The organism is Paenibacillus sp. FSL L8-0340 (genome assembly GCF_038593145.1).
Classification (GTDB): domain Bacteria; phylum Bacillota; class Bacilli; order Paenibacillales; family Paenibacillaceae; genus Paenibacillus_AQ.
This window is the reverse complement of record NZ_CP151967.1, coordinates 6,536,005-6,559,850: the sequence shown is the minus strand read 5'-3', so window position 1 is coordinate 6,559,850 and position 23,846 is coordinate 6,536,005. Positions and strand designations below refer to the sequence as shown.

The 23,846-nt window shown below is 49.8% G+C and carries 22 protein-coding genes and 1 riboswitch; of the genes, 15 read left to right on the top strand and 7 right to left on the bottom strand.

The genetic code is table 11. The features are described from left to right. The first annotated feature begins 262 nt into the window (after positions 1-262). Positions 263-1,405 (top strand): transglutaminase domain-containing protein, encoded by a 1,143-nt coding sequence (locus NST07_RS30035; protein WP_342480686.1) that lies wholly within the window; start codon positions 263-265, stop codon positions 1,403-1,405. Between the two features lie 100 nt (positions 1,406-1,505). On the opposite strand, the gene NST07_RS30030 is transcribed toward NST07_RS30035, so the two are convergent. Continuing rightward, the gene (locus NST07_RS30030; RefSeq protein WP_342481988.1) at positions 1,506-2,900 is read right to left on the bottom strand and encodes an amino acid permease; all 1,395 of its coding nucleotides are present in this window, start codon (positions 2,898-2,900) and stop codon (positions 1,506-1,508) included. 254 nt (positions 2,901-3,154) lie between these two features. Continuing rightward, positions 3,155-3,365: riboswitch (Lysine riboswitch) on the bottom strand. A 97-nt stretch (positions 3,366-3,462) separates the two neighbouring features. Continuing rightward, positions 3,463-4,596, bottom strand: a complete 1,134-nt coding sequence (locus NST07_RS30025; RefSeq protein ID WP_341096440.1) for a virulence factor — start codon at positions 4,594-4,596, stop codon at positions 3,463-3,465. A 304-nt stretch (positions 4,597-4,900) separates the two neighbouring features. Here NST07_RS30025 and NST07_RS30020 point away from each other — a divergent pair, with 304 nt between their 5' ends. Beyond that, positions 4,901-5,896, top strand: a complete 996-nt coding sequence (locus NST07_RS30020; RefSeq protein WP_342480685.1) for an MBL fold metallo-hydrolase — start codon at positions 4,901-4,903, stop codon at positions 5,894-5,896. A gap of 198 nt (positions 5,897-6,094) precedes the next feature. Next, positions 6,095-7,720: an ATP-binding cassette domain-containing protein gene (locus NST07_RS30015; protein ID WP_341096437.1), complete on the top strand. Its 1,626-nt coding sequence runs from the start codon at positions 6,095-6,097 to the stop codon at positions 7,718-7,720. A gap of 124 nt (positions 7,721-7,844) precedes the next feature. Here the strand turns inward: NST07_RS30015 and NST07_RS30010 are convergent, their stop codons facing one another. Then, entirely contained in the window at positions 7,845-8,030 is a 186-nt protein-coding gene (locus tag NST07_RS30010) for a hypothetical protein (protein ID WP_038596607.1), read from the bottom strand. A gap of 136 nt (positions 8,031-8,166) precedes the next feature. Here NST07_RS30010 and NST07_RS30005 point away from each other — a divergent pair, with 136 nt between their 5' ends. Together NST07_RS30005 and NST07_RS30000 are read left to right on the top strand one after the other, a co-directional pair. Next, positions 8,167-9,036 (top strand): cation diffusion facilitator family transporter, encoded by an 870-nt coding sequence (locus tag NST07_RS30005; RefSeq protein ID WP_341096435.1) that lies wholly within the window; start codon positions 8,167-8,169, stop codon positions 9,034-9,036. A 212-nt stretch (positions 9,037-9,248) separates the two neighbouring features. Next, positions 9,249-10,337, top strand: a complete 1,089-nt coding sequence (locus NST07_RS30000; protein ID WP_342480684.1) for a C40 family peptidase — start codon at positions 9,249-9,251, stop codon at positions 10,335-10,337. 274 nt (positions 10,338-10,611) lie between these two features. On the opposite strand, the gene NST07_RS29995 is transcribed toward NST07_RS30000, so the two are convergent. Both NST07_RS29995 and NST07_RS29990 read right to left on the bottom strand, forming a co-directional pair. Beyond that, positions 10,612-10,977, bottom strand: coding sequence for a hypothetical protein (locus NST07_RS29995; protein ID WP_342480683.1), 366 nt, complete (start codon positions 10,975-10,977; stop codon positions 10,612-10,614). Positions 10,978-11,317: 340 nt separating this feature from the next. Continuing rightward, positions 11,318-11,485, bottom strand: coding sequence for a DUF1328 domain-containing protein (locus NST07_RS29990; RefSeq protein ID WP_038596600.1), 168 nt, complete (start codon positions 11,483-11,485; stop codon positions 11,318-11,320). A gap of 183 nt (positions 11,486-11,668) precedes the next feature. Here NST07_RS29990 and NST07_RS29985 point away from each other — a divergent pair, with 183 nt between their 5' ends. The 10 genes from NST07_RS29985 to NST07_RS29940 all read left to right on the top strand — a co-directional run bounded on the left by NST07_RS29985 (position 11,669) and on the right by NST07_RS29940 (position 22,549). Continuing rightward, on the top strand, positions 11,669-12,175 hold the full coding sequence (locus tag NST07_RS29985) for a DUF948 domain-containing protein (protein ID WP_342480682.1): 507 nt from the start codon (positions 11,669-11,671) through the stop codon (positions 12,173-12,175). A gap of 36 nt (positions 12,176-12,211) precedes the next feature. Next, the gene (locus NST07_RS29980) at positions 12,212-12,745 is read left to right on the top strand and encodes a hypothetical protein (protein WP_341096427.1); all 534 of its coding nucleotides are present in this window, start codon (positions 12,212-12,214) and stop codon (positions 12,743-12,745) included. A gap of 91 nt (positions 12,746-12,836) precedes the next feature. Continuing rightward, entirely contained in the window at positions 12,837-13,184 is a 348-nt protein-coding gene (locus tag NST07_RS29975; RefSeq protein WP_341096425.1) for a general stress protein, read from the top strand. A 220-nt stretch (positions 13,185-13,404) separates the two neighbouring features. Next, complete coding sequence (locus tag NST07_RS29970; protein ID WP_341379835.1) at positions 13,405-14,571, top strand: fused response regulator/phosphatase; 1,167 nt, start codon at positions 13,405-13,407, stop codon at positions 14,569-14,571. Then, complete coding sequence (locus NST07_RS29965; RefSeq protein ID WP_342480681.1) at positions 14,568-18,236, top strand: response regulator; 3,669 nt, start codon at positions 14,568-14,570, stop codon at positions 18,234-18,236. Before NST07_RS29970 ends, NST07_RS29965 begins: the two co-directional genes overlap by 4 nt. Positions 18,237-18,317: 81 nt before the next feature. Further along, positions 18,318-19,187, top strand: a complete 870-nt coding sequence (locus tag NST07_RS29960) for a protein-glutamate O-methyltransferase CheR (protein WP_038596589.1) — start codon at positions 18,318-18,320, stop codon at positions 19,185-19,187. A gap of 17 nt (positions 19,188-19,204) precedes the next feature. After that, positions 19,205-20,875: a response regulator gene (locus NST07_RS29955; protein ID WP_341096418.1), complete on the top strand. Its 1,671-nt coding sequence runs from the start codon at positions 19,205-19,207 to the stop codon at positions 20,873-20,875. 97 nt (positions 20,876-20,972) lie between these two features. Next, positions 20,973-21,311 (top strand): STAS domain-containing protein, encoded by a 339-nt coding sequence (locus tag NST07_RS29950; RefSeq protein WP_038596585.1) that lies wholly within the window; start codon positions 20,973-20,975, stop codon positions 21,309-21,311. Positions 21,312-21,329: 18 nt separating this feature from the next. After that, the gene (gene rsbW, locus NST07_RS29945) at positions 21,330-21,782 is read left to right on the top strand and encodes an anti-sigma B factor RsbW (RefSeq protein WP_341096416.1); all 453 of its coding nucleotides are present in this window, start codon (positions 21,330-21,332) and stop codon (positions 21,780-21,782) included. Beyond that, complete coding sequence (locus NST07_RS29940; RefSeq protein ID WP_076113333.1) at positions 21,779-22,549, top strand: sigma-70 family RNA polymerase sigma factor; 771 nt, start codon at positions 21,779-21,781, stop codon at positions 22,547-22,549. Before rsbW ends, NST07_RS29940 begins: the two co-directional genes overlap by 4 nt. A gap of 270 nt (positions 22,550-22,819) precedes the next feature. Here the strand turns inward: NST07_RS29940 and NST07_RS29935 are convergent, their stop codons facing one another. Both NST07_RS29935 and NST07_RS29930 read right to left on the bottom strand, forming a co-directional pair. Further along, on the bottom strand, positions 22,820-23,152 hold the full coding sequence (locus tag NST07_RS29935) for a DUF5665 domain-containing protein (RefSeq protein ID WP_038596579.1): 333 nt from the start codon (positions 23,150-23,152) through the stop codon (positions 22,820-22,822). A gap of 145 nt (positions 23,153-23,297) precedes the next feature. After that, positions 23,298-23,822: a YtxH domain-containing protein gene (locus NST07_RS29930; RefSeq protein ID WP_341096412.1), complete on the bottom strand. Its 525-nt coding sequence runs from the start codon at positions 23,820-23,822 to the stop codon at positions 23,298-23,300. Between the last annotated feature and the right edge of the window lie 24 nt (positions 23,823-23,846).

Below are 23,846 nucleotides of genomic sequence, written 5' to 3'. Positions count from 1 at the left end.
ATAGATTGAATCGAAGAGACAACTGCCCCCTGGCAGAGATTATCTGCGGGGGCAGTTTTTTGCGTGCATCTAGGAGCTTTCACTCAAAAAAGCCTTATCCTCCGGGTGTGCCGGGCCGATAATAGTGAATATGAAGCTTTTGGGTGGAATAAATTAAGCTAACGTGGGGTTTAAGGTTGTGCGGAGTAAATGTTCAGCATCTACTATAAAAGTACAAACCAATAAGTGGGCTATTACTTACAGCAGGGGGCACAGAAGCGAAATGGGAAAGAAGAAACAACTGCCGTTGATGAAGGCTGTTCTTGGAGGAATGCTGGTTTTTGCTGCGTTGCCGCCTGGTCTCTATTGGAGCTGGGGGCAGGCTTATGCTGCCGCTGATTCAGCATCGCTGCGCTCGGTAACTGAAATGACGCAGAAGCTGACCGCTGCAATGAATAACCGCAGAGAGACGATAACCTTTGCTTATCAGGGGAAGACGTCCAAGCTGAAGGCCCAGGTACAAAGCGCGATAGATCAGGCGATGGGCAGCGACCCTTATTTGTACTACACCATTGACAGTTACGCATTTTCCTACCGGGGGAGCAGCAGCTCGGCTAATGTGACGGTACAGGTGGAATACCGCGAGACACTGCAGCAGACAGCTTTTGTAAATAAACAGGTAAAAGAGATCTTGAAGCAGATCATACTGCCGGGAATGAATAATCACCAGAAGATAAAGGCTATTCATGATTGGGTTGTGCTGCATCTGAAGTATGATAACTCCTACAGCAAATACACCGCTTATGAAGGACTTCAGAGCGGCAGTGCTGTATGCCAAGGTTATTCGCTTCTGACGTATAAACTATTGCTGGGCGCGGGGATACCCAATAAAATCGTTGAAGGAACGGCGAAGGCGGAAGGGAAAGCTGCCCAGTCGCATGCCTGGAATCTGGTGCAGCTGGAAGGGCGCTGGTACCACCTGGATACCACCTGGGATGATCCGACGCCAAATAAGGAAGATGCTCTCAGCACGGCTTACTATATGAGAACCGATGCCCAGATGCGCCTTGACCACAAGTGGACCAAGTCATACCCTGCTTCATCTGTCGGCTATGCTCAAACGTTGTCTGAACTGATCAGCCACGGCGGTCCAAGCGTGGCTGTATATCAGGAGCTTGAGCGGAAGCTTGACTACAGTCTGTATCAGGAGGATTTGATTGTCAGCTCCGGCTCAGAGCTAATGCTGCTTGCCAAACAGGCCGTTGCCTCCGGCCAGGCATCCTTGTTGTTCCGCTATGACGGCAGCGAGAAATCGCTGAAGACTGATCTTCAGGAGCTGTATGCGCTTGGAATGGACCATCTTTCTTACAACAGCTCACCCTTCGATAACACGGGCGATCTGAAGGTATATGTGACTTGGGAATAATAATTACAGAAAAGGGATGCTTCGCTAAAATGGCGAAAGCATCCCTTTGTTGCGTGAATAGGCGGTAACAGGTAGAATCCGCATAAATCGAGGAAGGATTCTACTCTGCGTGTGTGCTGAGATCGCATTTGTCGAGAGGGATGAGGCTGCTCTTTCTAAACCAGCCATAGCCCAGCCAAATCAAGAGGAATAGCGGCAGGCTGATATAAGAGACCAGAATACCGTACCAGTCGATCGAATCGCCTGTGAAGGCGCCCATATTCTGTCCGAATACGGCAATCAGACATAACGCGAAAGCAAACAGCGGGCCAAACGGGAACCATCTGGCCCGGTAAGGCAGCTCATCGAGTGAATGTCCCTGCTTCACAAAGGCGCGGCGGAAGCGGTAATGGCAGACGGCAATCCCCAGCCAGTTGATAAATCCGCACATCCCTGAGGCGTTAAGCAGCCAGTTGTACACAGCGCCGTCGCCGAAGAATGAGGCGAGGAAAGCCAGCATACCGACAGCGGTGGTTACGAGAAGGGCACCTACAGGCACGCCGCGGCGGTTCAGCTTGCCGAGGGCGCGCGGAGCCATGCCGTCCTTGGCCATCGCGTACAGGACGCGGGTGGAGGCATACATCCCGGAATTTCCGGCAGACAACACGGAGCTTAAGATGACAGCGTTCATGACGGAAGCGGCAATGGCCAGACCTGCTTTATTGAAGACGATGGTAAAGGGGCTGACACCGATATCATCAATGCCGCCACGCAGCAGATCGGGATTCGTGTAAGGAATCAGCAGGCCGATCACGAGAATGGCGAAGATGTAGAAAATCAGAATGCGCCAGAATACCTGACGGATGGCGAGCGGAACATTGCGGCGCGGATTCTCGCTCTCACCCGCGGCAACACCGACCAGCTCTGTGCCCTGGAAGGAGAATCCAGCGGCCATAAACACACCGACAAAGGCGAAGAAGCCGCCGTGGAACGAGCTGCCTCCAAGCTGGAAGTTGCTGAAGCCTACAGCTTCACCGCCCATGATGCCGAAGATCATGAGTACACCGACTCCCAGGAAGACAATGACCGTGATGATTTTGATAATCGCGAACCAATATTCCGATTCACCGTAGCCCCGCGAAGACAGGAAGTTCAGGCCGAACATCAGCAGCAGGAACAGGAGGCTCCAGAGCATCGAGGAACTCTCGGGGAACCAGTATTTAATGATGACGGTTGCTGCAGACAGCTCGGCGGCAATCGTAACCGCCCAGTTATACCAAAAGTTCCAGCCAATGACGAAGCCGAAGGCGGGGCTGACGAACCGGGTGCCGTAGGTGCTGAAAGAACCGGAATCCGGCAGATAGGTGGCCAGCTCTCCAAGGCTGGTCATCAGGAAATAAACCATAATACCAACCGCTGTATAGGCCAGAAGTGCTCCGCCCGGGCCGGATGAGGCGATGGCACCGCCGCTGGCCAGGAACAGACCTGTACCGATCGAGCCGCCTAAGGCGATCATTGTTAAATGTCTTGCCTTGAATGTTTTGCGCAGTGCCGTGGGGGCAGGGGAGCTGCCGTGACCCGCAGTCTGCTGCTTATCTCGCTTAGCTTGCATGAATAGGACACTCCTTCAGAAGATCATGTTTCTGTTCATGAATAGGGAGTGCTGAGTCGCCGCCTTCCCTTTATAAGGGAAAGGGCATCCTGAAAGCGCAAAAAAAACCGCAGACGGATTCTGCGGTTTCCTGTATTACAGCTCCGCATCATACTCCCTGTTAAGATAGCGCAACACAGTTGCAGCCCGCGGTTTCTGACCGGCGGTGCACTGTGACAGTTCCGTGCCTTTCGGCGACGGCCCCAGTCTTGCAGCTGACAAGAGCGGCTGCAGAGACTTCGGCGGATATTCCTTTCGGCGGCGTTTCACAGACGGCTCTTTAACGTCTCCACGCGCGTACTCTTAATATTCGCGACCTCTACCTCATCTTAGGTATGATGAGGCTATCTTTATACTATGAACACAACAGGAATTAGTATAATGCAACTTGGCATAGCAAGCAATGACAAATATAGGGATGTTGGCGTCAGTTGCGGCGGCGCTCCGACATCTGCTGCCAGACGGTTCCGGCAGCTTCTTCACCGGAGGAGATGCGTTCCAGCGCCATTCTGGCCTGGAGGCCCACCTCGAACTCCGGATCGTCTGCTGCCGCCTTCAGTGCCTCTTCGGCTTCAGCTGTGCCGACCTCATAGAGGAAACGTGCAGCCCGCCAGCGCACAAGCTTGCTGGCGTCTGTCAGCGACGCCGTCATCACCGGCGTCGCTGCCGGATCGCCGATGTCGGAGAGCGTATCGCCGGCTGTGCGCCGCACCGCCGGGGCGCTGTCTCTCATCGCCTCGTAGAGCAGCTCCATCGCCTCGGGCGTGCGAAGGTCGCCCAGGTACACGACCGCAAGCCTGCGGAGCTGCAGCTTGGGGTCATGCAGCGCCGTGCGCAGCTCCGGCAGGAGTTCTGCCGTAGGCAGAAGGTCCTCCAGCGCGGCGTAGCGCACGCGCCAATCCTCATGCTTCAGGTCTCGCAGCAGCTCGGCCTGATCCTTCTTCTGCCGCTGCTCGATGAACTCGCCGGCGGTCCCGTGCGCGATGGCCTGCTGCACGAGCGAGTCGAGGCGTTCCTGCGGATACGCCGCTTCCAGCTCCTGCTCCACCTCCCGCGCAATATCGGCCGGCTCGCCGTAACGCACGCCGTAATCGGTGAGCTTGCGCTCTTTGATCATCACGGCGCTGGCCACATCCGTCACCGCCTGCGTGAAACGGGCGGCAAGGGCGATGCGCTCCTCACCCGCGCCCGTCTTGACGCGGATCTGAATCGGGATGCCGCGGAACATCTGCACGAATACCTGTGATTCTCCGAAGTGGGCACCTGCATTCTCATCGGCGAGGTCGAAATCCGCGCTTAGGCCGTCAGCGCCGAATCGGCTCTGCACCTCGCGGAGGATCGCTGCCCAATCGGCGCTGCCCTTGCGTTCAAGCGCGGCGAAATCGGCAGCATGATAAATGCTCGTGACGCCTGGAATGCTCAGCATATCCCGTGCCCAGGAGGGCGCGGTGCGCTGGCTTTCCGGTGTATAGGTCCGGCGTATTCCGGGCTCCAGGCTTTCATCCAGATGAAGCTTCATCGTATTTGGACTTGGAGTCGGTTCAATAAATGTGATCTTCATACGTTAGGCTTCCCCCTTGAACGGCATTCGTGCCGTGTTCTTTACCCGCATTTTACATCATTTCATGCCTCAAATCCAAAAGGGTTACCGGGGCAGCCGCTTAAGTCCAGTCGGAAGTGGGTAAAATTTGTACTAAATGTAGGGTGCGTCTGGCCGGGACGCAGAGCTTCATCGTTCCTTTCGGGTTGACTGGAGCCTTGCTTTGCCCTTGGAATTTTGCAAATGACTATGCGGAACCATATAGTTAAGCTATTGAGCTTGCCCTGTAGTTCTTCCGGCAAGCCTTTTAAGGAGAGGTGCTGGAATGGCTAAAATCCGATACAATAACGTCGATAATGTCAGTACAGACAAAACACTCAAGGAATTCCGCCAGTGGCGCGAGGAACGCCGCCGCAAGAAGAAGGATTATACCTATAAAGTGCCAAACCATCCGCCGCAGGTATCTTATCTGGCCGGGAACCGGCTGGAGACCACAATCACCTGGATCGGGCACTCGACTTTTTTTCTGCAATATGAAGGGATGAACATTATTACCGACCCGATATGGGCGCGGCGGCTCGGCTTTGAGAAACGGATCGGCCAGCCGGGCATCCCGCTGGGTGAGGTTCCGCCGGTTGATCTGATTCTGATCTCCCACTCTCACTACGACCACCTCCATATTGCCTCCATCCGCAAGTTATACCGGACAGGTGCAACGCTCGTTGTACCTGTGGGCCTGAAGCGGAAGATGCTGCGCAAAGGTTTCGCCAACTGCCTGGAAATGCAGTGGTGGGAGGAGCTCACGCTGGGGGCGGTTAAGCTTACATTTGTGCCAACCCAGCACTGGACCCGGCGGACGCCGTTCGATACGAATTCGTCTCATTGGGGCGGCTATGTGCTGGAGCCTGCCGACCCCGGCAAACACCCGAAAGGGGAGGGGGACAGAGCAAAGCCGAAGCTTCCGCCGAATCTATATTTTGCCGGAGACAGCGGCTTCTTTCCGGGCTTTAAGGAGATCGGCAGCCGGTTTAAGCTCCATGTCGCCCTGATGCCGATCGGGGCTTACGAGCCGGAGTGGTTTATGAATTCGCAGCATGTGAATCCCGAAGAGGCGGTTCAGGCCTTTATAGATGTAGGAGCAGAATTGATGATCCCGATGCATTTCGGCACCTTCCGGCTGGCTGACGATACGGCGCGGGAAGCGCTGGACCGGATGGAGCTGGCCCGTGAGGCTCATGGAATCCGTGCAGAACGTATCCGCACACTGGGTTACGGTGAAACATTGGTGGTGCATCCCGAAGAGCGTGATTCCCGCCAATAGCCCGGCCGGGCAAGCGGCGAACGCGGATTTTCCGCAATTCGGCCTATTTGATGTTGGATGCTACGGATCTCTGTATTTTGCCAAGAAACGGCCAGTTTGCTTGAAAAAGACGGCAAAGCAGTTCCTTCTTGGGCCTCTTTTGCTTGATTTTATGCTATAATGAGCCGAAACCCTAAGTGAAAAGGATGGTAATGCTTAATGATTAGCACAAGCGGCGTAACACTCCGCTACGGAAAACGCGCACTATTTGAGGATGTAAACATAAAATTCACACCCGGCAACTGCTACGGCTTGATCGGAGCGAACGGGGCCGGCAAATCGACGTTCCTGAAAATTTTGTCCGGTGAAATTGAAGCAAATGTCGGGGACGTGCATATCACCCCCGGTGAACGGCTGGCGATACTGAAGCAGAACCATTTCGAGTACGATGAATTTTTGGTGCTGGAAACGGTAATTATGGGGCATACCCGTCTTTATGAGATCATGAAGGAGAAGGATGCGCTGTACGCCAAAAGTGATTTCACAGAGGCTGACGGACTGCGCGCCGGCGAGCTGGAAGGCGAATTCGCTGAACTGAACGGCTGGGATGCAGAGCCTGATGCTGCCGCCATGCTGATCGGACTTGGTATTATGCGTGAAATGCATGACAAGAAAATGGCCGAACTCAGCGGTAACGAAAAGGTACGGGTGCTGCTTGCGCAAGCCCTGTTCGGACGTCCGAACAACCTGCTGCTCGATGAGCCTACCAACCATTTGGATCTTGAATCCATCGGCTGGCTGGAGAACTTCCTGATGGACTACGAAGGCACCGTTATCGTCGTATCCCATGACCGTCACTTCCTGAACAAGGTATGTACACATATTGCGGACATCGACTTTGGCAAAATTCAAATGTATGTCGGCAACTACGACTTCTGGTATGAGTCCAGCCAATTGGCCCAGGCCCTGCAGCGCGACTCGAACAAGAAGAAGGAAGACAAGATGAAGGAGCTGCAGGCATTTATCCAGCGTTTCTCGGCCAATGCCTCCAAGTCCAAACAAGCGACTTCGCGTAAGAAGCAGCTGGAGAAAATTACTTTGGACGACATCCGTCCCTCCAACCGGAAATATCCGTTCCTCAACTTCAAGCCGGAACGTGAAGCAGGCAAGCAGCTGCTTACCATCAGCGGGCTGAGCAAATCCGTTGAAGGCGAGAAGCTGCTCGATGAAATCAGCTTTGTGGTGAACAAAGGGGATAAGATCGCTTTTGTAGGTCCATATTCACAGCCTAAATCATTGCTGTTTGATGTCATCATGGGTGAGAAGGAAGCGGATGCAGGTGAATATGCATGGGGAGTAACAACAACCCAGGCCTATTTCCCGAAAGACAACTCCAGCTATTTCGACGGGGTAAACATGAACCTGGTAGAATGGCTGCGCCAATATTCCAAGGATCAGGATGAAACCTTCCTCCGCGGATTCCTCGGCCGGATGCTGTTTGCCGGTGAAGAAGCGCTGAAGAAAGCAAGCGTTCTGTCCGGAGGCGAGAAGGTCCGCTGTATGCTGGCTAAAATGATGCTGAACGGTGCGAATGTGCTAGTGTTTGATGAGCCTACCAACCACTTGGATCTGGAGTCTATCACGGCGCTGAATAACGGGCTGATTGATTTCGACGGAACCATTTTGTTCACTTCGCATGACCATCAGTTCATCCAGACGATTGCCAACCGTATCATCGAGATTACCCCTACCGGAGTTATCGACCGCTCGATGAGCTATGATGAATATTTGGAGAACCCGGAAATTAAGGAAATGCGCCAGCGCATGTATCCTGTGGAAGCTTAAGAGATAACTGAAAGAATGAACAGTAATTCGTTCATAGCAAAACGGCTGCGTTACCCCTATGAGGGATAACGCAGCCGTTTATGTTCAAATACAGTGTGAAATGCGACTTGCACATGCCATAATCCTAAGAACCACCTGTACGGCGGCGCTGATTGTTTGGCTTCTTGTTATTTTGACTCTTTAAAGGCTTCGCTGAACCGGCTTGAAAGGAAGAACCCGGTTTAGCGGATGACTGCTGTTTCTTCTGTTCCAGCTTCTGGCGGATGGCATCAGCCAAGTTGATCTTTGGTTTATCATTACTTTCGCTCATTATGTTAACCCCCTTATAAAGCAAGTCCTTTACTTTATTCTAATTGTTTTTAAATGCAGTCACAAGGGCAAGAATAAATCAAAGCATGATTTACCGGAGGGGTAGTAAAGAAACCGGGTATAGGGGGGGACAGGAATTGGCCGATATTTATGAAGATATACGCAAAGGTGAACGGGGGGCCTTGATCAGCATTATTGCTTATCTTATTCTCTCCTCCTTAAAGCTGGTCAGCGGATACTTGTTCGCTTCCAGCGCGCTGCTTGCAGACGGATTCAATAATCTGACGGACATTGTCGCTTCACTAGCTGTACTAATCGGACTGCGCATCTCGCGGAAGCCGCCTGACTCGGATCATACGTACGGGCATTTCCGCGCCGAGACCGTAGCTGCATTGCTGGCATCCTTTATTATGGCTATGGTCGGAATTCAGGTTATTGTAGAAGCGGTCCGGTCTTTATTCGAAGGAGCCAAGGAGGTGCCGCAGCTTTGGTCAGCAGGTGTGGCGGTATTGTGTGCGGTTGCCATGATGGGAGTATATATCTATAACAAGCGGCTGGCGAAGCAGATTAACAATAGCGCACTCATGGCTGCGGCTAAGGACAATTTTTCCGATGCAATGGTAAGTATCGGTGCTGCTGTAGGGATCGTTGGCGCACAGTTCGGACTGCCGTGGATCGATTCCGCTGCTGCGGTTGCTGTCGGTCTGCTGATTTCCAAGACAGCTTGGGATATTTTTCGTGATTCGACATACCGGTTGACTGACGGCTTTGATGAAGATAAGCTGCTGGATTTGCGCAGCACGATTGCCCGGACGCCGGGTGTGGAAGGGATCAAGGACCTCAAGGCCCGTGTTCATGGAAATCATGTGCTGGTGGATGTTGTCGTGGAAGTGGATGCCGGAATCACCGTATTGGAAGGTCATGAGATCAGCGATTCCATTGAAGATAGAATGAGCAAATTGCATAATATAATGAATGTGCAGGTCCATGTAGAACCTAAAGGTTAAAAATTCTTAATTTCTTCTAGTTATCTGTAATTTCCACCAAATCCAAGGAGAATTCAAGACTATAGACCTGGTACTTACCATAAAGTGGCAAGCTTTTTTGTGAAATTTGGAGCATGTTCCAATTCCCGGCTAAGCCTATAATGAGGGCAGAAAGCAACAAACGTAGCGCGCGCCGTTGTTGATTTTCTCATTTTGCTAAGCGGGGGAACGCTATGATCACATCACATAAGCAGATTGCAGCAACGTTACTGGTCTCAGCATCACTTGCAGTATCATTGGGAGTTTTCAGCCCGCAAAAAGTGCAAGCAGCTTCGGTTTCTTCAGATTTCGCAGTGACAGCAACGTCTGGATTAACCGGTACTATACAATCTTCAGTTCGTCTGCGCACGAACGCTTCCACAAGCGGTAGTGTGCTTCGTTATTTAAACGAAGGTGAACAGGTAACAATTTTGGAACAACCGAATAGCTACTGGTACAAAGTCAGAACTTCGGATGGAACGGTTGGTTATACCAGCGCGGGAGAGCAGTATATTCGAGTGGTTTCGGGATCTGGAAATATAACTTCCGGACAGACAGGGGTTATACAAGCTTCGGTCCGTCTTCGGGAACTGCCTTCTACAAGCGGGAAAATACTGGGGTATTTAAATAGAGGCGATCAAGTAGCTATTCTGGAAGAAACGAACAGTTACTGGTACAAAGTAAAAACTGCAGACGGAACGGTAGGCTATACAAGTGCTGCAGACCAATATATCTCGGTAGGTGGCGGAACGTCTACTCCAGCTCCAACGCCAACACCGACACCAACACCAACACCAACACCGAATCCAACACCAGCGCCAGATCCAACGGCTCCGTCACAATCAGCAGTGATTGAACGGGTCATTGCTGCGGGCATGGGTTATCTTGGAACTCCCTATGAGTTCGGATCAAGCAGAAGCGACACGAGCACTTTCGATTGCTCCGACTTTATCCGGCAGATCTTCATAGATGCAGCTAATTTGAAACTGCCTGCTGATTCACGTCAACAGGGAGCCTGGGTACAGCAGAACAGCAACACTGTCACAGATATTTCCGCCCTGAAACGCGGGGATCTGATGTTCTTCATGGATTACAAAGGTAGTTCAGTTTCTGCTTATGCAGGCATCGACAAATCTGCGGCAAGAATTTCACATGTAGCCATGTATCTGGGTGACGGACAAATGCTGCAAACGTATTCCGTATCTTCAGGCGGGGTACGGGTAGATAAATTAAGCGCTTCTTGGGTGAACCGTTTCCTTTACGGAGGTTCGGTCATCCGCTAAATATAAATGCATACAGGAAGCGACAGCATCGCAAGTTTGTGACGGGTGAACTAGGGCGGATGTTTTGTAGGGCTATCCCATTCAGTAGAATTTTCTGCTGAGGGATAGCCTTTCCTGTGTTTAGGGCATGCAAGAAAAAAAGCCCGTCAGGACTTTTGGATGTCCGCAGGCTGTTTCACTATACACCCTCATAAGGGTGTATCTATACTAAAAAGGCAAGTCCCCGCATGGCTATGTATGAGTTTGGGAGCGGGGCGCTGACCGTAAAACTGATTTATGGAGTGATTACATAAGCGGAGGCGGGAACCTTCATCCAGCGCATGCCCAACCAGGTGTATATCTCTCTCCATTCATTGCCGTTCGAATCAACCAGGATATTTCCTGTAGTGTCAAGGGTTTGAGCGCCGAGAAAACCCGTAGCAACGGGGCTGTTCATGGAAGCGTAGAAAGGTGTTGCTTTTGTCAAAATAATCTGAGGAGTTGCTGGTCTAAGGTCTGATTGTGTGATTACTGTCTCAAACCGGGGGCTGTAAGTCGTTTCCGTTACAGTTGTTGTGTTGGTTACTTCTGCAGCTGAAGCCGTTGCGGCTATGGAAGCCATAAGACCCATTACTACTGTTAAGCTGGCTAATTTTTTCATTGTGATTCCTCCCAGAGTTGGTTTTGCGTATATTTACCATGTTTGCGATGTGTTAATAAGCTTGTAAACAAAAAGTGGATACAATGAACCAACCCCTTCGTTTTTTATGAAAACTATCGTGAACAGAGGAATGAAGGCGACTTACGGGTGACAATCCGTATGGAAAGGCCTATACTTTCTGCATGGTGAATATGATGTATGGAGGGAAAAGGGGGGAGGGAGCTCTGGCATAATCAGACAGCGGCAATCGCTGCTATACATAAATCAGACCCGAACTCCTTTTCGGAGTCCGGGTCCTTAGCACCTGTAATGTGATGTCGTTTTTAATGTTCTTTTACAGTTACAATGATCTTCCTCTGCGTCCTGTAAAGAGCGAAACTATGAACAGCACGAGGAAGATAAAGAACAATACTTTAGCGATTCCTACTGCCGCCCCTACGATATTAAAGAAACCGAAAACACCGGCAATCAATGCAATTACCAGCAGAATTACTGACCATTTCAACATGTGATGTCATCCTTTCTGTGTGGTGATGTAGTCAATTTAAACGGGCCGCTCCCCTTTGAAACAAAATAGGAGAGGTAGTCTTTAAGTCGCTTGACAAGCTGTTTCGGCCTAAGTAAGTAAGGGTAACTATGCAGTATCAAGGCAGAGCAAGCCGACATTTATGATTTGGAAGGGGTTTTCGTAATGATCATTGAACTTAGCGTTGCACTTGTTGCGATTGCATTCACCGTACTCGTTTTCTTTTTAATTAAAACCTTAAAATCAGCGAAAGAATCCCTCGACAAGGTCAGCCAGACTCTGCAGGAAGTCCAAAAGACGGTGGATGAGCTTACTTATGAAGTAAAAACAACCGTCAGACATGCCAATGATATTACGGCCGACGTCCAAGGCAAGATCCAAAAGATCGATCCTATTATGGATTCAGTGAAAAATCTTGGCGATGTAATGAACGAATTAACGCTTACCGTGAAGCAGGTATCAGTGACTGTGATTGAGAAGTACCGGAAATCACGCGAGCTTAAGGAGAAAGCCAGAGCCGTCTCCATTGAAGATGCTCCGCTGACACCTGCCGAAGAACGAACAGTGAAATCCTATGATGCCGCATATGCCAAAAAAGGTTCGGGGAAAATAGGAATGGCGCTTAAAGGCGTTGACGCTGCAGCTACTATATGGCAAAAATTCCGGCATTAACTAAGTAGGCGGCAGTGAGAAAGGCGGGATGATTCCATGAACATTGTCATTCTTTTGCTAAGTCTTCTCTCTCCATATTTAACACCGTCTCCGCAGAAGGACCATGTCCCTGCCGCCCTTTTTACCATGCAGCCGCCAGTGGTGTTGGCCATTGAACGCAGTATGGGTGTAAGCCCTTATATCAGCAGCTTTAATTCTTTGGCAGGGGCATCCCTATATATGTCGGAGGAAGAACTGCTGCTGGCTAAAGGTTCGCCGCTTAGCATTGCTCCTGATCCCTGGCAGGAATGCCTGGAGTATCAGTACGCCGATATGTCGGCAGGAGTTTGTGGAGGGGTCGTGCTGTATGTTCACGTAACGCCGGCACAGGCCGGGCAATACGGATTGCAGTTGAATGAAGAAAAACTGGATCCGGCGCGAAACAATTTTCAAGAGCTGCTGGGAACTCCGGATTTTGTAGCTGAAGACGGCGATGTCTATTTAAGAGGAAGCGCTGCGCTGAAGATTTACCGCAATCCGCAGACAGGAGAATGGGAAGGTATCGATTTATTTGATGGAAATTCCTCCTGATCTGTTTCACGGTCCGTAAATAAGGTTAATGAAGGAACAGTTGTCTCATTTGGCATTATCCTCATTAATCTAACCATAGGAGCGTGATTTCATGGATTCAATCGGTACACAGGCGTATGCCAAGCTACTGGAAAATGGTGTTCAGGCGATCGAAGAAGTGAATCGGCTGCGCAGCAGCGGCTATTCCAGAGATGACATTTATGTCATTAGCCACGATCAGGTCCGTGAGGGCCGTATCGTTGATGCTGCAGATACTAATGAGGTCAGTCTCAGTGAAGAAGGGTTATTTGGCGCGATTGCCAATCTTTTCCGTTCGCGGGGGGATGCGCTCCGTTTCAAAATTACTTCGCTGGGTTTTAGCAGTGCAGAAGCAGGCTTCTACGAGAAAGAGCTTGATTTAGGCAAGGTTCTCGTCATCGCCAAAAGAAACCCGCAATAAACGCCGGTTTGTTTATGAGAACCTATAGCCCAATAGCGTAACCTCCAGCTCCACTATAATTAGTGGGGCTGGAGGTTACTTTGTTGAATGCTGATACAATATATTACTCTACTAGTAGATTGTTGGCAATTGGAAAGACGGCGTTCAAATATCGTATGATAGAATTATAGATGTAAGGGATTTGTACGGCTCTAATACTAATCGTGCGAGGTGAAGATGCTTGAGAATTTTAATCGTAGATGACAATCCGACTAACGTAATCATTATCCGTGAAATCCTGAAAAAAGAAGACTATCGAAATTTCATAACAGCATCATCCGCCAAAGAAATGCTGAAACTGCTTGGCATTGGAGGCGAAAAGAAAGGACCGCTGCAGTCGGATATCGATTTAATTCTGCTGGATATGATGATGCCAGAGATGGATGGAATCGAGGCTTGCCGTGTGGTTCAACAATATGAGCATCTAAAGGATATTCCGATTATTATGGTTACCGCTGTGGGGGATTCCAAGAAATTGGCCGAGGCACTGGATGCCGGAGCTGTGGATTATGTTACGAAACCGATTAACAAGGTTGAACTTATGGCGCGTATCCGGCTGGCGCTCCGTCTCAAGCGGGAGAAGGATTGGCATAAAGAGCGGGATCAGCGGATGCAAGATGAATTGAAGCTTGCAGCACTTGTGCAGAATGCTGTACTCAGTTTGCCAATTACGGATGAGGTTTTGGAGGCGCATGCCATCTATCAGCCTTCCGCTGAACTGGCTGGGGACCTGTATGCCTGGTATCCGCTGGGAGACGGCAGGTATGCCGTGATCCTGCTGGATATGATGGGACACGGGATCTCTTCGTCGCTTTTCTGTATGTTCCTGGCCTCTGTGCTTAAGGATACTGTGACTACGTACGTGGAGCCGGAGAAGGTAATTCAAGAGCTGAACCGGCGGTTTAACCAGCTCTATATCGAGAAACAGCTGGTTCAGTATTACTTTACCGCGATTTATCTTGTGATTGATACGCGAATGAAACGAATTGACTATGTAAATGCCGGACATCCGCCGGCGCTGCTCTTTGAAGGCAACGCCAAGAAACCAGTGCTGCTGGAGAGCAACTGCCATCCGGTCGGGTTGTTCGACCGAATTGATATTCAACCGCAGAGTTTGAGTTTCGAAGAGGAAGGGCATCTGGTAATGTACACTGACGGTCTACTGGAAATGGCCCCAGGTGAACAGGAAGAGCAACTGGACTTTATGATCGGGAATCTGAACGGGGACCACGAATGGCGTGAAGAGGTTATGCAGGAGGCTTTTTTCACAGATGAAGCGGATCAGGAACGAGATGACGACAAATGCCTGGTGTGGATCACGCTGAAGAAAGGAACGGATAAGGAATGAAGATAAAGGCCAAGCTGCTGATCGGCTTCAGCGCGATGCTGGCAATTATGTTGGCACTTACGCTGATTGGATACGATCGGCTTAATTATATGAGCAACCAGCTAGACGGCTTTCAGGACAGGTACAGCAAGGGACGTGCTATTTCCGGACTTCGGGGCGAAGTCAATGATATGGCGCGAATCCTGACCACATCGATGCTGAATGCCGATACGCTGTCTGTGGGAGCCCAGAAAACTGAGATAGACGGCAAAGTCATTAAGGCGGAAGGGTATTTGAAGACCATAGAAGCTTCGATGAGTGCTGCGGAGGAAATGGAGTTTTTGAGCCGGATTAAGAAAGCTAATTCCGCTTACCTGAACTATCAGAATAAAGCGTTGGAGATGCTTACAGCCGGTTATTTTCAGAATGCCAACACCTACCGCAATACAGAGGGACAGGCCATTCAGAACGAGGTGCTGGACAGTCTGAATGCCCTCGCTGATTACAATGCCTATCAGATGACCGAAGAAAATGCCATCGCGCAGAAAGCTTATGAAAGATCCATTCAAATGGTAACGCTGATTATGATTGTGGGGCTGCTGCTTGGACTTGGTGTCGTCCTTTGGGTGATTCCAAGCATTACGCGCGGTCTTAATGTCGTTTCCATGATGATTACTAGCTTCGGAAACGGCAAGATGCGGGCGATCCGCAGGCTCAAGGTAGTCTCTAAGGATGAAATCGGTGATGTAGCCCGAGTATTCCAGGAGATGGCAGAGGACATCGAACAAAAGCAGCAGCTGGAAAAAGCTTATGCGCAGGCTCAGAGCGATCAGGCCTGGCTGAATGCGAATATCGCACAGGTAACAGAATTGCTGCGCGGCGTCAGTTCACTTGATCAGGTGTCGCAGACCTTTATCAACGAGTTCACTCCTGTGCTGGGAGCCCAATACGGAGCGGTTTATTTGAAGGATAGCAACAATCCTAATCTGCTCACTGCAAGCGGCTATTATGCCGGTGAAGGGGGCGACAAGCCGAAAGAAGGGTTTGAAATCGGCCAAGGGCTTATCGGACAAAGCGCGCTGGATAAGAAGCCGATCAAACTCACAGAGGCTCCGGACGATTATATTTCCATTTCCTCAGGTTTTGGCGATTCCCATCCTCAACATATATCTATTTATCCGTTGTTGTTTGAGGATGAACTGCTTGGCGTTGTTGAATTTGCCTCCTTTACGCCATTCACAGCGCTGCAGAATGAATTGCTGCATCAACTGACGAATAATCTCGGTGTCATCCTGAACAATATCAGCCGCAGACTCGTGGTGGAGGAGCTGCTGCGCGAATCACAGGCACTCACGGAAGAACTGCAGTGCCAGTCGGAGGAGCTCCAGACCCAGCAGGAAGAACTTCGCCGCTCCAACGAGAATTTGGAGGAGCAGACCGATGCGCTTAAACGTTCGGAGGAGCTGCTGCAGCGGCAGCAGGGGGAACTGGAGCACTACAATAGTGAACTGGTATCCAAAACCCGCGCGCTGGAGGATCAGGTCCAGGAGGTTGAAGAGAAAAAGGATGAGATTGAGCACGCCCGTGTCCAGTTGGAGAAGCAGGCGATGCAGCTTGCTGTAACGAGCAAATACAAATCGGAGTTCCTGGCCAACATGTCCCATGAGCTGCGGACTCCGCTGAACAGTCTGCTCATCCTTTCGCAGCTGCTTACCGAGAATAAAGAAGGCAACCTGTCGGAAAAGCAGGTTGAATTCGCGCACACGATTTATATGTCCGGTGCGGATCTCCTGAAGATGATTGATGAAATCCTTGATCTTTCCAAGGTCGATGCAGGTAAGATGGAGCTGAATTATGAAGAAGTTCCGCTGACGGAGCTCAAAACCTTTGTGAAACAGAATTTTGCTCCTCAAGCCCTTAAGAAAGGGCTGTCTCTGCGTCTTTCCTTTAATGAGCCGCTGCCGGACAGTTTATTTATAGACAGTCATCGCCTGAAGCAAATTCTGCGAAATCTGCTGTCCAATGCCTTTAAATTTACCAGCGAGGGTTATGTAGGATTTGAGGTAAGCCGTGCAGTGCCTGCTCAATTGCCGTCCTTCCTTCCGCCGGAGTATGACTATGTTTCCATAGCCGTGAAAGACAGCGGTATCGGGATTCCTGCAGACAAGACAGATATCGTATTTGAGGCGTTCCAGCAAGTGGATGGTACGACCAGCCGCAAATATGGCGGCACCGGTCTTGGCTTGTCGATCAGCCGTGAATTAGCACGGTTGATGGGCGGTGCCATCGGGCTGGAGTCGCGTGAGGGACAAGGTAGCACGTTTACGCTGTATCTGCCGGTCCAAGGGAATTACAGACTGCTTCCTGGGGCGGTTGAGGCGGCAGCGGCCCAAGAGGCGGCGACACTGGCAGAATACGTGGAGGAACTACAACCTGCTAAATCCGGAGATATCATACCTGCCCCGCTTCATCCAGTGATAGTGGAGGATGACCGTGAGAATTTGACGGCAAATGATAAGGTTCTGCTCATTGTTGAGGATGATGAAAGTTTTGCTAAAATATTGCTCGATATGGCCCGCGGACGCGGCTTTAAGGGATTGGTGGCGCTGCAGGGGGATATCGGGCTGCAAATGGCCAAATCCCACCTGCCGGATGCGATTATTCTGGACATCCAGCTGCCGGTTATGGATGGCTGGGCGATACTCAGAGAGCTTAAAAGCGCATCACAGACGCGGCATATTCCTGTTCATGTCATCTCTGTGAATGATGAGATGAAGCAGGGCCTAATGATGGGTGCGATGGCTTACTTGAGAAAACCTTCGACCCGGCAGGCGCTGGAGCGGGCATTCTCACAAATTGAGAGCTACACAGCCAGTACCCTGAAGCATCTGCTGATTGTCGAGGATGACGAAATTCAGCGCCGTTCCATTATGGAGCTTATCGGCCATGATGATGTCGCCATTACGGCGGTTTCAACCGGACAAGAAGCTCTCGGTGAACTGCGTAAGCAGAAATACGACTGCATGGTTCTCGACCTGATGCTTGACGATATGAACGGCTTCGAACTGCTTGATCAGATCCGCGATGATGAGGAACTGAATGATCTGCCGATCATTATCTACACAGGCAAGGATCTGGACAGCAAGGAAGAGACGCAGCTGCGGAAATATGCTGAGTCGATCATTATCAAGGATGTGCGCTCGCCGGAGAGACTGCTGGATGAGACTACCCTGTTCCTCCACCGGGTAGAAGCCAATCTTCCGGAGGATAAGCGTAAAATTCTGCAAAAGCTGCACAATAAAGAAGAGCTGTTTGAGGGGAAAAAGATTTTACTCGTGGATGATGATATCCGCAACGTATTTGCCCTCTCCAGCGTACTGGAAGAATACCACATGGAAGTGAAGTTCGCAGAGAATGGCCGTGAAGCACTCGATATGCTGGTCGAACAGGAAGATTTTGATCTCGTGCTCATGGATATGATGATGCCGGAAATGGACGGATATGAGGCGATGCGCCGGATCCGCCAGATGCCGCAGTATCATAAATTGCCAATAATCGCGCTTACGGCCAAGGCAATGAAGGAAGACCGGGCCAAGTGTATTGAAGCAGGAGCCTCGGATTATATGAAGAAACCGATCGGTACCGATCAGTTACTTTCCTTAATGCGCGTTTGGTTGTATTCGTAAGCGTAAATTTGGGGTAATAGCATTACAGCACCAACAAACAACAGACCGGAAATACGGCAAATGCAAGGGAGCCTTGATAACATGACAGCTATGGAACGGGGATATGATGAGGAGCTCACCCAATCGGGAAGCAAGCAGGAGCTAGAGCAGATTGAAATTGAGCTGCTTCTGAGCGGCGTGCATCGCTTGTATGGATATGATTTCAGAAATTACGCCATGCCTTCTTTGAAACGGCGTATCTGGCATCACGTCCATGCCGAGAATGTGCCGAGCATATCTGCGCTGCAGGAGAAGGTGCTGCATGACCGCGCCTGCTTTGAACGGTTCGTCTACAGCCTTTCCATCCCCGTGACGGAAATGTTTCGGGATCCAGGCCTCTTTTTAACTTTCCGCCAAAAGGTGATCCCGTTGCTGAGAACTTATCCTTATATCAGGATCTGGCATGCAGGCTGCTCCACTGGCGAAGAGGTATACTCCATGGCGATTCTGCTGCACGAAGAAGGGCTCTACGACAAGGCGCGCATCTATGCCACTGATATGAACGAACGCTCGCTGCAGCAGGCTAAGGAAGGTGTATATGAGATCGGTAAGATGAAGCAGTATACCAAGAATTATATGGAGGCGGGCGGGACCCGCGCATTCTCTGAATATTATACAGCGAAATACAATTCAGTCATTCTACAGCCGTACTTGCGTAAAAATATTATCTTTGCAGAGCATAATCTGGCAACAGACACCTCATTCAACGAATTTAATGTCATTTTTTGCCGGAATGTCATGATCTATTTCAATGATGAACTTCGCGACCATGTGCACGGCTTGTTCTATGAGAGCCTCAGCCGGTTCGGAGTACTGGTGCTCGGTTCCAAAGAATCTATTCACTTCACCAGATATAGCGACAGCTACGAGCCACTGGATAGAGTAGAAAAAATCTATCGTAAGAACAAATAGCGGGATAGGAGGGGCCTATGGGGGTTCAAGAACCAATTCATATATTGCTGGTTGACGACCGTCCTGAAAATCTGCTGGCGCTTGAAGCTGTGCTTGAGAGTCAACACTATAAGCTTGTCAAAGCCAATTCCGGCGAAGAAGCGCTGAGATGTCTGTTAAGATATGAGTTTGCGGTGATTGTGCTGGACGTACAAATGCCGGGTATGGATGGTATTGAAACCGCCAAATTAATCAAAGCCAGAGAAAAGACGAAGGATATTCCGATTATTTTTATCTCTGCCAACAGCAAAGAGGCAGAGCATCTGTTCGCGGGATATTCTGCCGGGGCTATTGATTATATGGTCAAACCCTTCATTCCGCAAATCTTGAAGTCCAAGATTGAGGGCTTCGTTAACATGCACTTAACTAACAAGAAACATCAGATGCAGTCTATGCTCCTGCAGCAAAAGACGCAGGAGCTGGAGAAAATCAACGGAGAGCTGGTTAAAGCTAAGGAAGCGGCGGAGATTGCCGCTAATGCCAAAACCGAGTTCCTGGCTATGATGAGCCATGAGATTCGCACGCCGATGAACGGTGTGGTGGGAATGATTGACCTGCTGATGGAAACTGAGCTGGCTCCGGAGCAGAAGGAGTATACAGAGATTATCCGCAAAAGTGCCGATAACCTGATTACGGTCATTAATGATATCCTTGATTTCACGAAGATGGAATCCGGCAAGATGGAAATGGAGGAGCAGTTATTTGAGCTACAGACCACTGTTCAGGAGGTATTTAGCTTATTTTCTGCCGAAGCAGGTAAGAAAAACCTGGAATTAGCCTATTTCATTGATCAGAATCTTCCAAAGCTGATCTACGGAGATATGGCCCGTTTGCGTCAAGTCTTAATCAATTTAGTCGCCAATGCGGTGAAGTTTACCAATCAAGGCGGAGTTTACCTTGTTGCATCCAGCGTGCCAACAGCAGATAATAAACTGGTAGTTGAGTTTACCGTGAAGGATACGGGCATCGGGATTTCTCCGGAAAAATGTGACCGTCTGTTCAAACCTTTTTCCCAGCTTGATTCTTCTATGACACGCAAGTACGGTGGAACCGGTCTCGGGCTGGCAATCTGTAAATCCCTTGTCGGGATGATGGGCGGCGACATACGCGTAGAATCGATGGAGGAGAAAGGGGCGACCTTTGTATTCACCATTCAGGCAGCGTTGCCCGAGGACGAGCTGGCAAGGGGATTTCAAGAGGTGGAGCCATATGAAGACGTGGATAACCAGAGATGGCGGAGAAAAGTCCTGGTTGTAGATGATCACCCGATCAATCAGCGGCTTATGGTCAGCATGCTGGATAAGCTGGGTTATGACGCCGACATCGCCGAGGACGGCAGCCAGGCGGTGGAGCTGGCAATGAAATATGCTTATGATTTTATTTTTATGGATCTGCAGATGCCGGTTATGGACGGTCTGACGGCGACCTCCAAAATCCGGATCAGCCATGGGCCATCCTCCGAGAAGGCGGTCATCATCGCGATGACGGCCAATGTCATGGAGGGTATCCAGAACCGTTGCATGGCTTCAGGCATGGACGGTTATATCAGCAAGCCGCTGAAGCTTAGCAGTATTAAACAAATTATTGCCCGTTATTCAAGACAGGATAGTCACGTCAATGGACGAAATAAGACCCTTTTCAAAACATGAACCAGTATTTGTCAATGATGCAGAATTAGTTTTTTTGTTTCAAACCTAGGTCTTTAGGGTTATTGGTAAAGAAAACATTTAATCAGGAGAGTTGTCTATGAATACACATAAAAGCGAAAAGTTCCATGCAAAAACCGAAACTGAAGGCAGCGTTTGTACCGTTTCCCTGATTGGAGAACTAGATTTGTCTGTTGCTCCCGATTTCCGTTTGGTCATGGAGCCGCTTGTGGGAGATACGGGGCTTGACCTTGTTATTAATCTGAAAGACTTGAGATATATTGACAGCACCGGTATTGGAATCCTGCTCTCGATCCTCAAAGCAAGACACGGGATGGACGTTAAGTTTACCGTTGAAGAAGTTCCGCCGCAAATCCAGAAGCTGTTTGATATGACCGGTATTTCTAAGTTTTTTGCCCCCCAAGAGAATTCCCACTAGGAAAGGACCGAACTAAGGATGAGTGATGACGTGCAAAAAGTAGTTCTTCAGTTACCTGCGAGTGCAGAATATGTCGATATCGTTAGACTGAATTTATATGGCATTGCCTCAAAAATGGGTTTTACCTATGAAGATATTGAGGATATGAAGGTAGCGGTTTCGGAAGCCTGTAATAACTCTGTATTATATGCGTACGGCCAAGAGGATGGTTTGGTCGATGTAATCTTTGAAGTAGGAACAAGTGCCTTGTCCATCACCGTCAAAGATGAAGGGGAGAGCTTTGACGGATTGGATTCGCCCGACGGACGCATTACGCTGCATGATAAAGAGCTGAATGATGTTCAGGTTGGCGGACTGGGATTTTATTTAATGCAAGCGCTCATGGATGACGTAAGCGTCGTGAGTGAAGCAGGGAGAGGGACAGTCGTTACCCTGACTAAGCGGCTTAATTTCAGCGAGGAGAAAGTATGAGTGATAAAGTGACTCCCCCAGAGTCCATGAACGAAGCAGTAAGTTTGATCTGGGAATATCAGCAGACCAAGGATAATGAAATTGCCACCGTGCTGATCAAGAAATATGAGCCGATGGTGAAGATGGCTGCCGGGAAAATTGCCCGCAACCGTCCGGATCTTTACGAAGATCTGTATCAGGTTGGGCAGATGGCGCTTATCCGGTTGCTGCAGCAGTACGATATCAGCTTGGGCATCCCGTTTGAGCCGTATGCGATGAAGAGCATGATCGGGCATATGAAAAATTTCCTGCGGGATAAATCCTGGTACATACAGGTCCCAAGACGGATTAAAGAGAAAGGCGCCCTTGTGCAGCAGGCCATTGATGAACTTACCATCAGGCTGGAACGTTCTCCTGCTGTGGAAGAGATTGCCCATTATCTTGATCTTACTGTGGAAGAAACTGTGGAAGTACTGGCCGGCAGGGAATGTTATCATTACGTATCACTGGATTCACCCCTCTCACAAGAGGAGACGGGCGCTACGCTCGGCGAGCTGATCAGCTCCGAAGCCAACGATTACGAGACTGTGGAGAAACGTATGGATCTCCAGCAGGCGCTGGGCCAGCTTAAGGAGCAAGAGCAGCAGGTGCTGCTGCTGGCGTTCCAGGACGGCCAGTCGCAGCGTGCCATCGCGCAGAAGCTCGGCGTATCACAAATGAGCGTCTCACGGATCCAGAAGCGGGCCACCGAGAAGCTCAAACAGATCATGGCGAACTCTTCCTATTGATTTTTATCGCTAGTCCCCAAGATTAGGACATACCTTATCCCCGCCGGGGAAGGGTATGTCTTTTTTAAATGATAAGAGTTTATAGGCTTCATGCCATAAATTATCCTTCTATTTCTCGCTGAAACGAATACCGTCCTTTTGAGGACGGCGAGGCTGTTTCTGCTTGTTTGTTGTATTCAGCCTGAAGCGGACATACACATCCACCCCGCTAAGCAGTCTGTTCAGCAGACTGCTTAGCGGGGTGGATAACGATGCTATCAGTTATTGGCATCAGCTGTTGGCATCAATATACTTTTTGATTTCTCCAAGATATTCACCGATAACGGGTACATCAAGAAACAGGCTAAGAATGTAACCCAGTAAGCCGAGTATCACGAATGTACCGAGTGAAAGCCCGAGACCCCGGGATATCCCGGCCATAAGATTCGTAATAATCCGCTTTTTGGGATCCGTATAATTCTCAAGGATATCCTTGAATTCGGATTTTTCCAGTGAATCGGCAATTTTGTCGAGCCTTGCGTTCAGCCGTTTGACTTCATGCCGCAATTCAAAGGGATGCTCTTCGACTTCGTAGGTTTTGGTCTTGCTGCCTGCATCTCCCATAAGGCGTCCCTCTTTCTTTAGCCGTATAAGGGCTTTGATAAAAATGCAGCTTCTTTCGAAGAAGAAGCTGCATTCCTCATAACAACAGCCAGCTGCGGTGAGCTGGCTGTTCTCAAATTTAGATCAAGCCGTGAATCACCGTAGTTTAATAAGAGGACTTGTAAGACGCTTTTACTTCCTCTTTGGCATCTTTGGCTTCATCAGCTACCTCTTTAGAGGATGCTTTGGCCTCATCGGCTACATTCTTAGCTTCCTCTGCTACCTCTTTAGATGCATCTTTTACGTCAGAAGCAACATTTTCGGAGACTTCACTGATGGAATGGCCCAGTTTTTTACCTGTTTCCGCCAAGGTGGCAGCAATTTGCTGTTTGCTGTCGCTTACGGTAGTGAAGATGTCGGAGGCTTTGGCCGATACAGTGCTTGCTAGATCGGTCGCTTTTTCTCCAACAGTAGTCGCAATTGTTTTGGTCTTGTCCGTTACGACACCTGCAACCTCTTTGGTTTTGTCTGTAGCCAGCGTAAGCTTATCAGACAAGTCACTGCGCATTTCACGGCCGGGCTTAGGGGCGAACAACAGAGCAGCGGCAGCACCGAGCAAACCACCAATAAAGATTCCTTTGAAAAAAGTGCTTCCGCTTTCTACCGGATGTTCCGTTTCTGCTTTATTCATGATTAATCACTCCTCATTAGATTA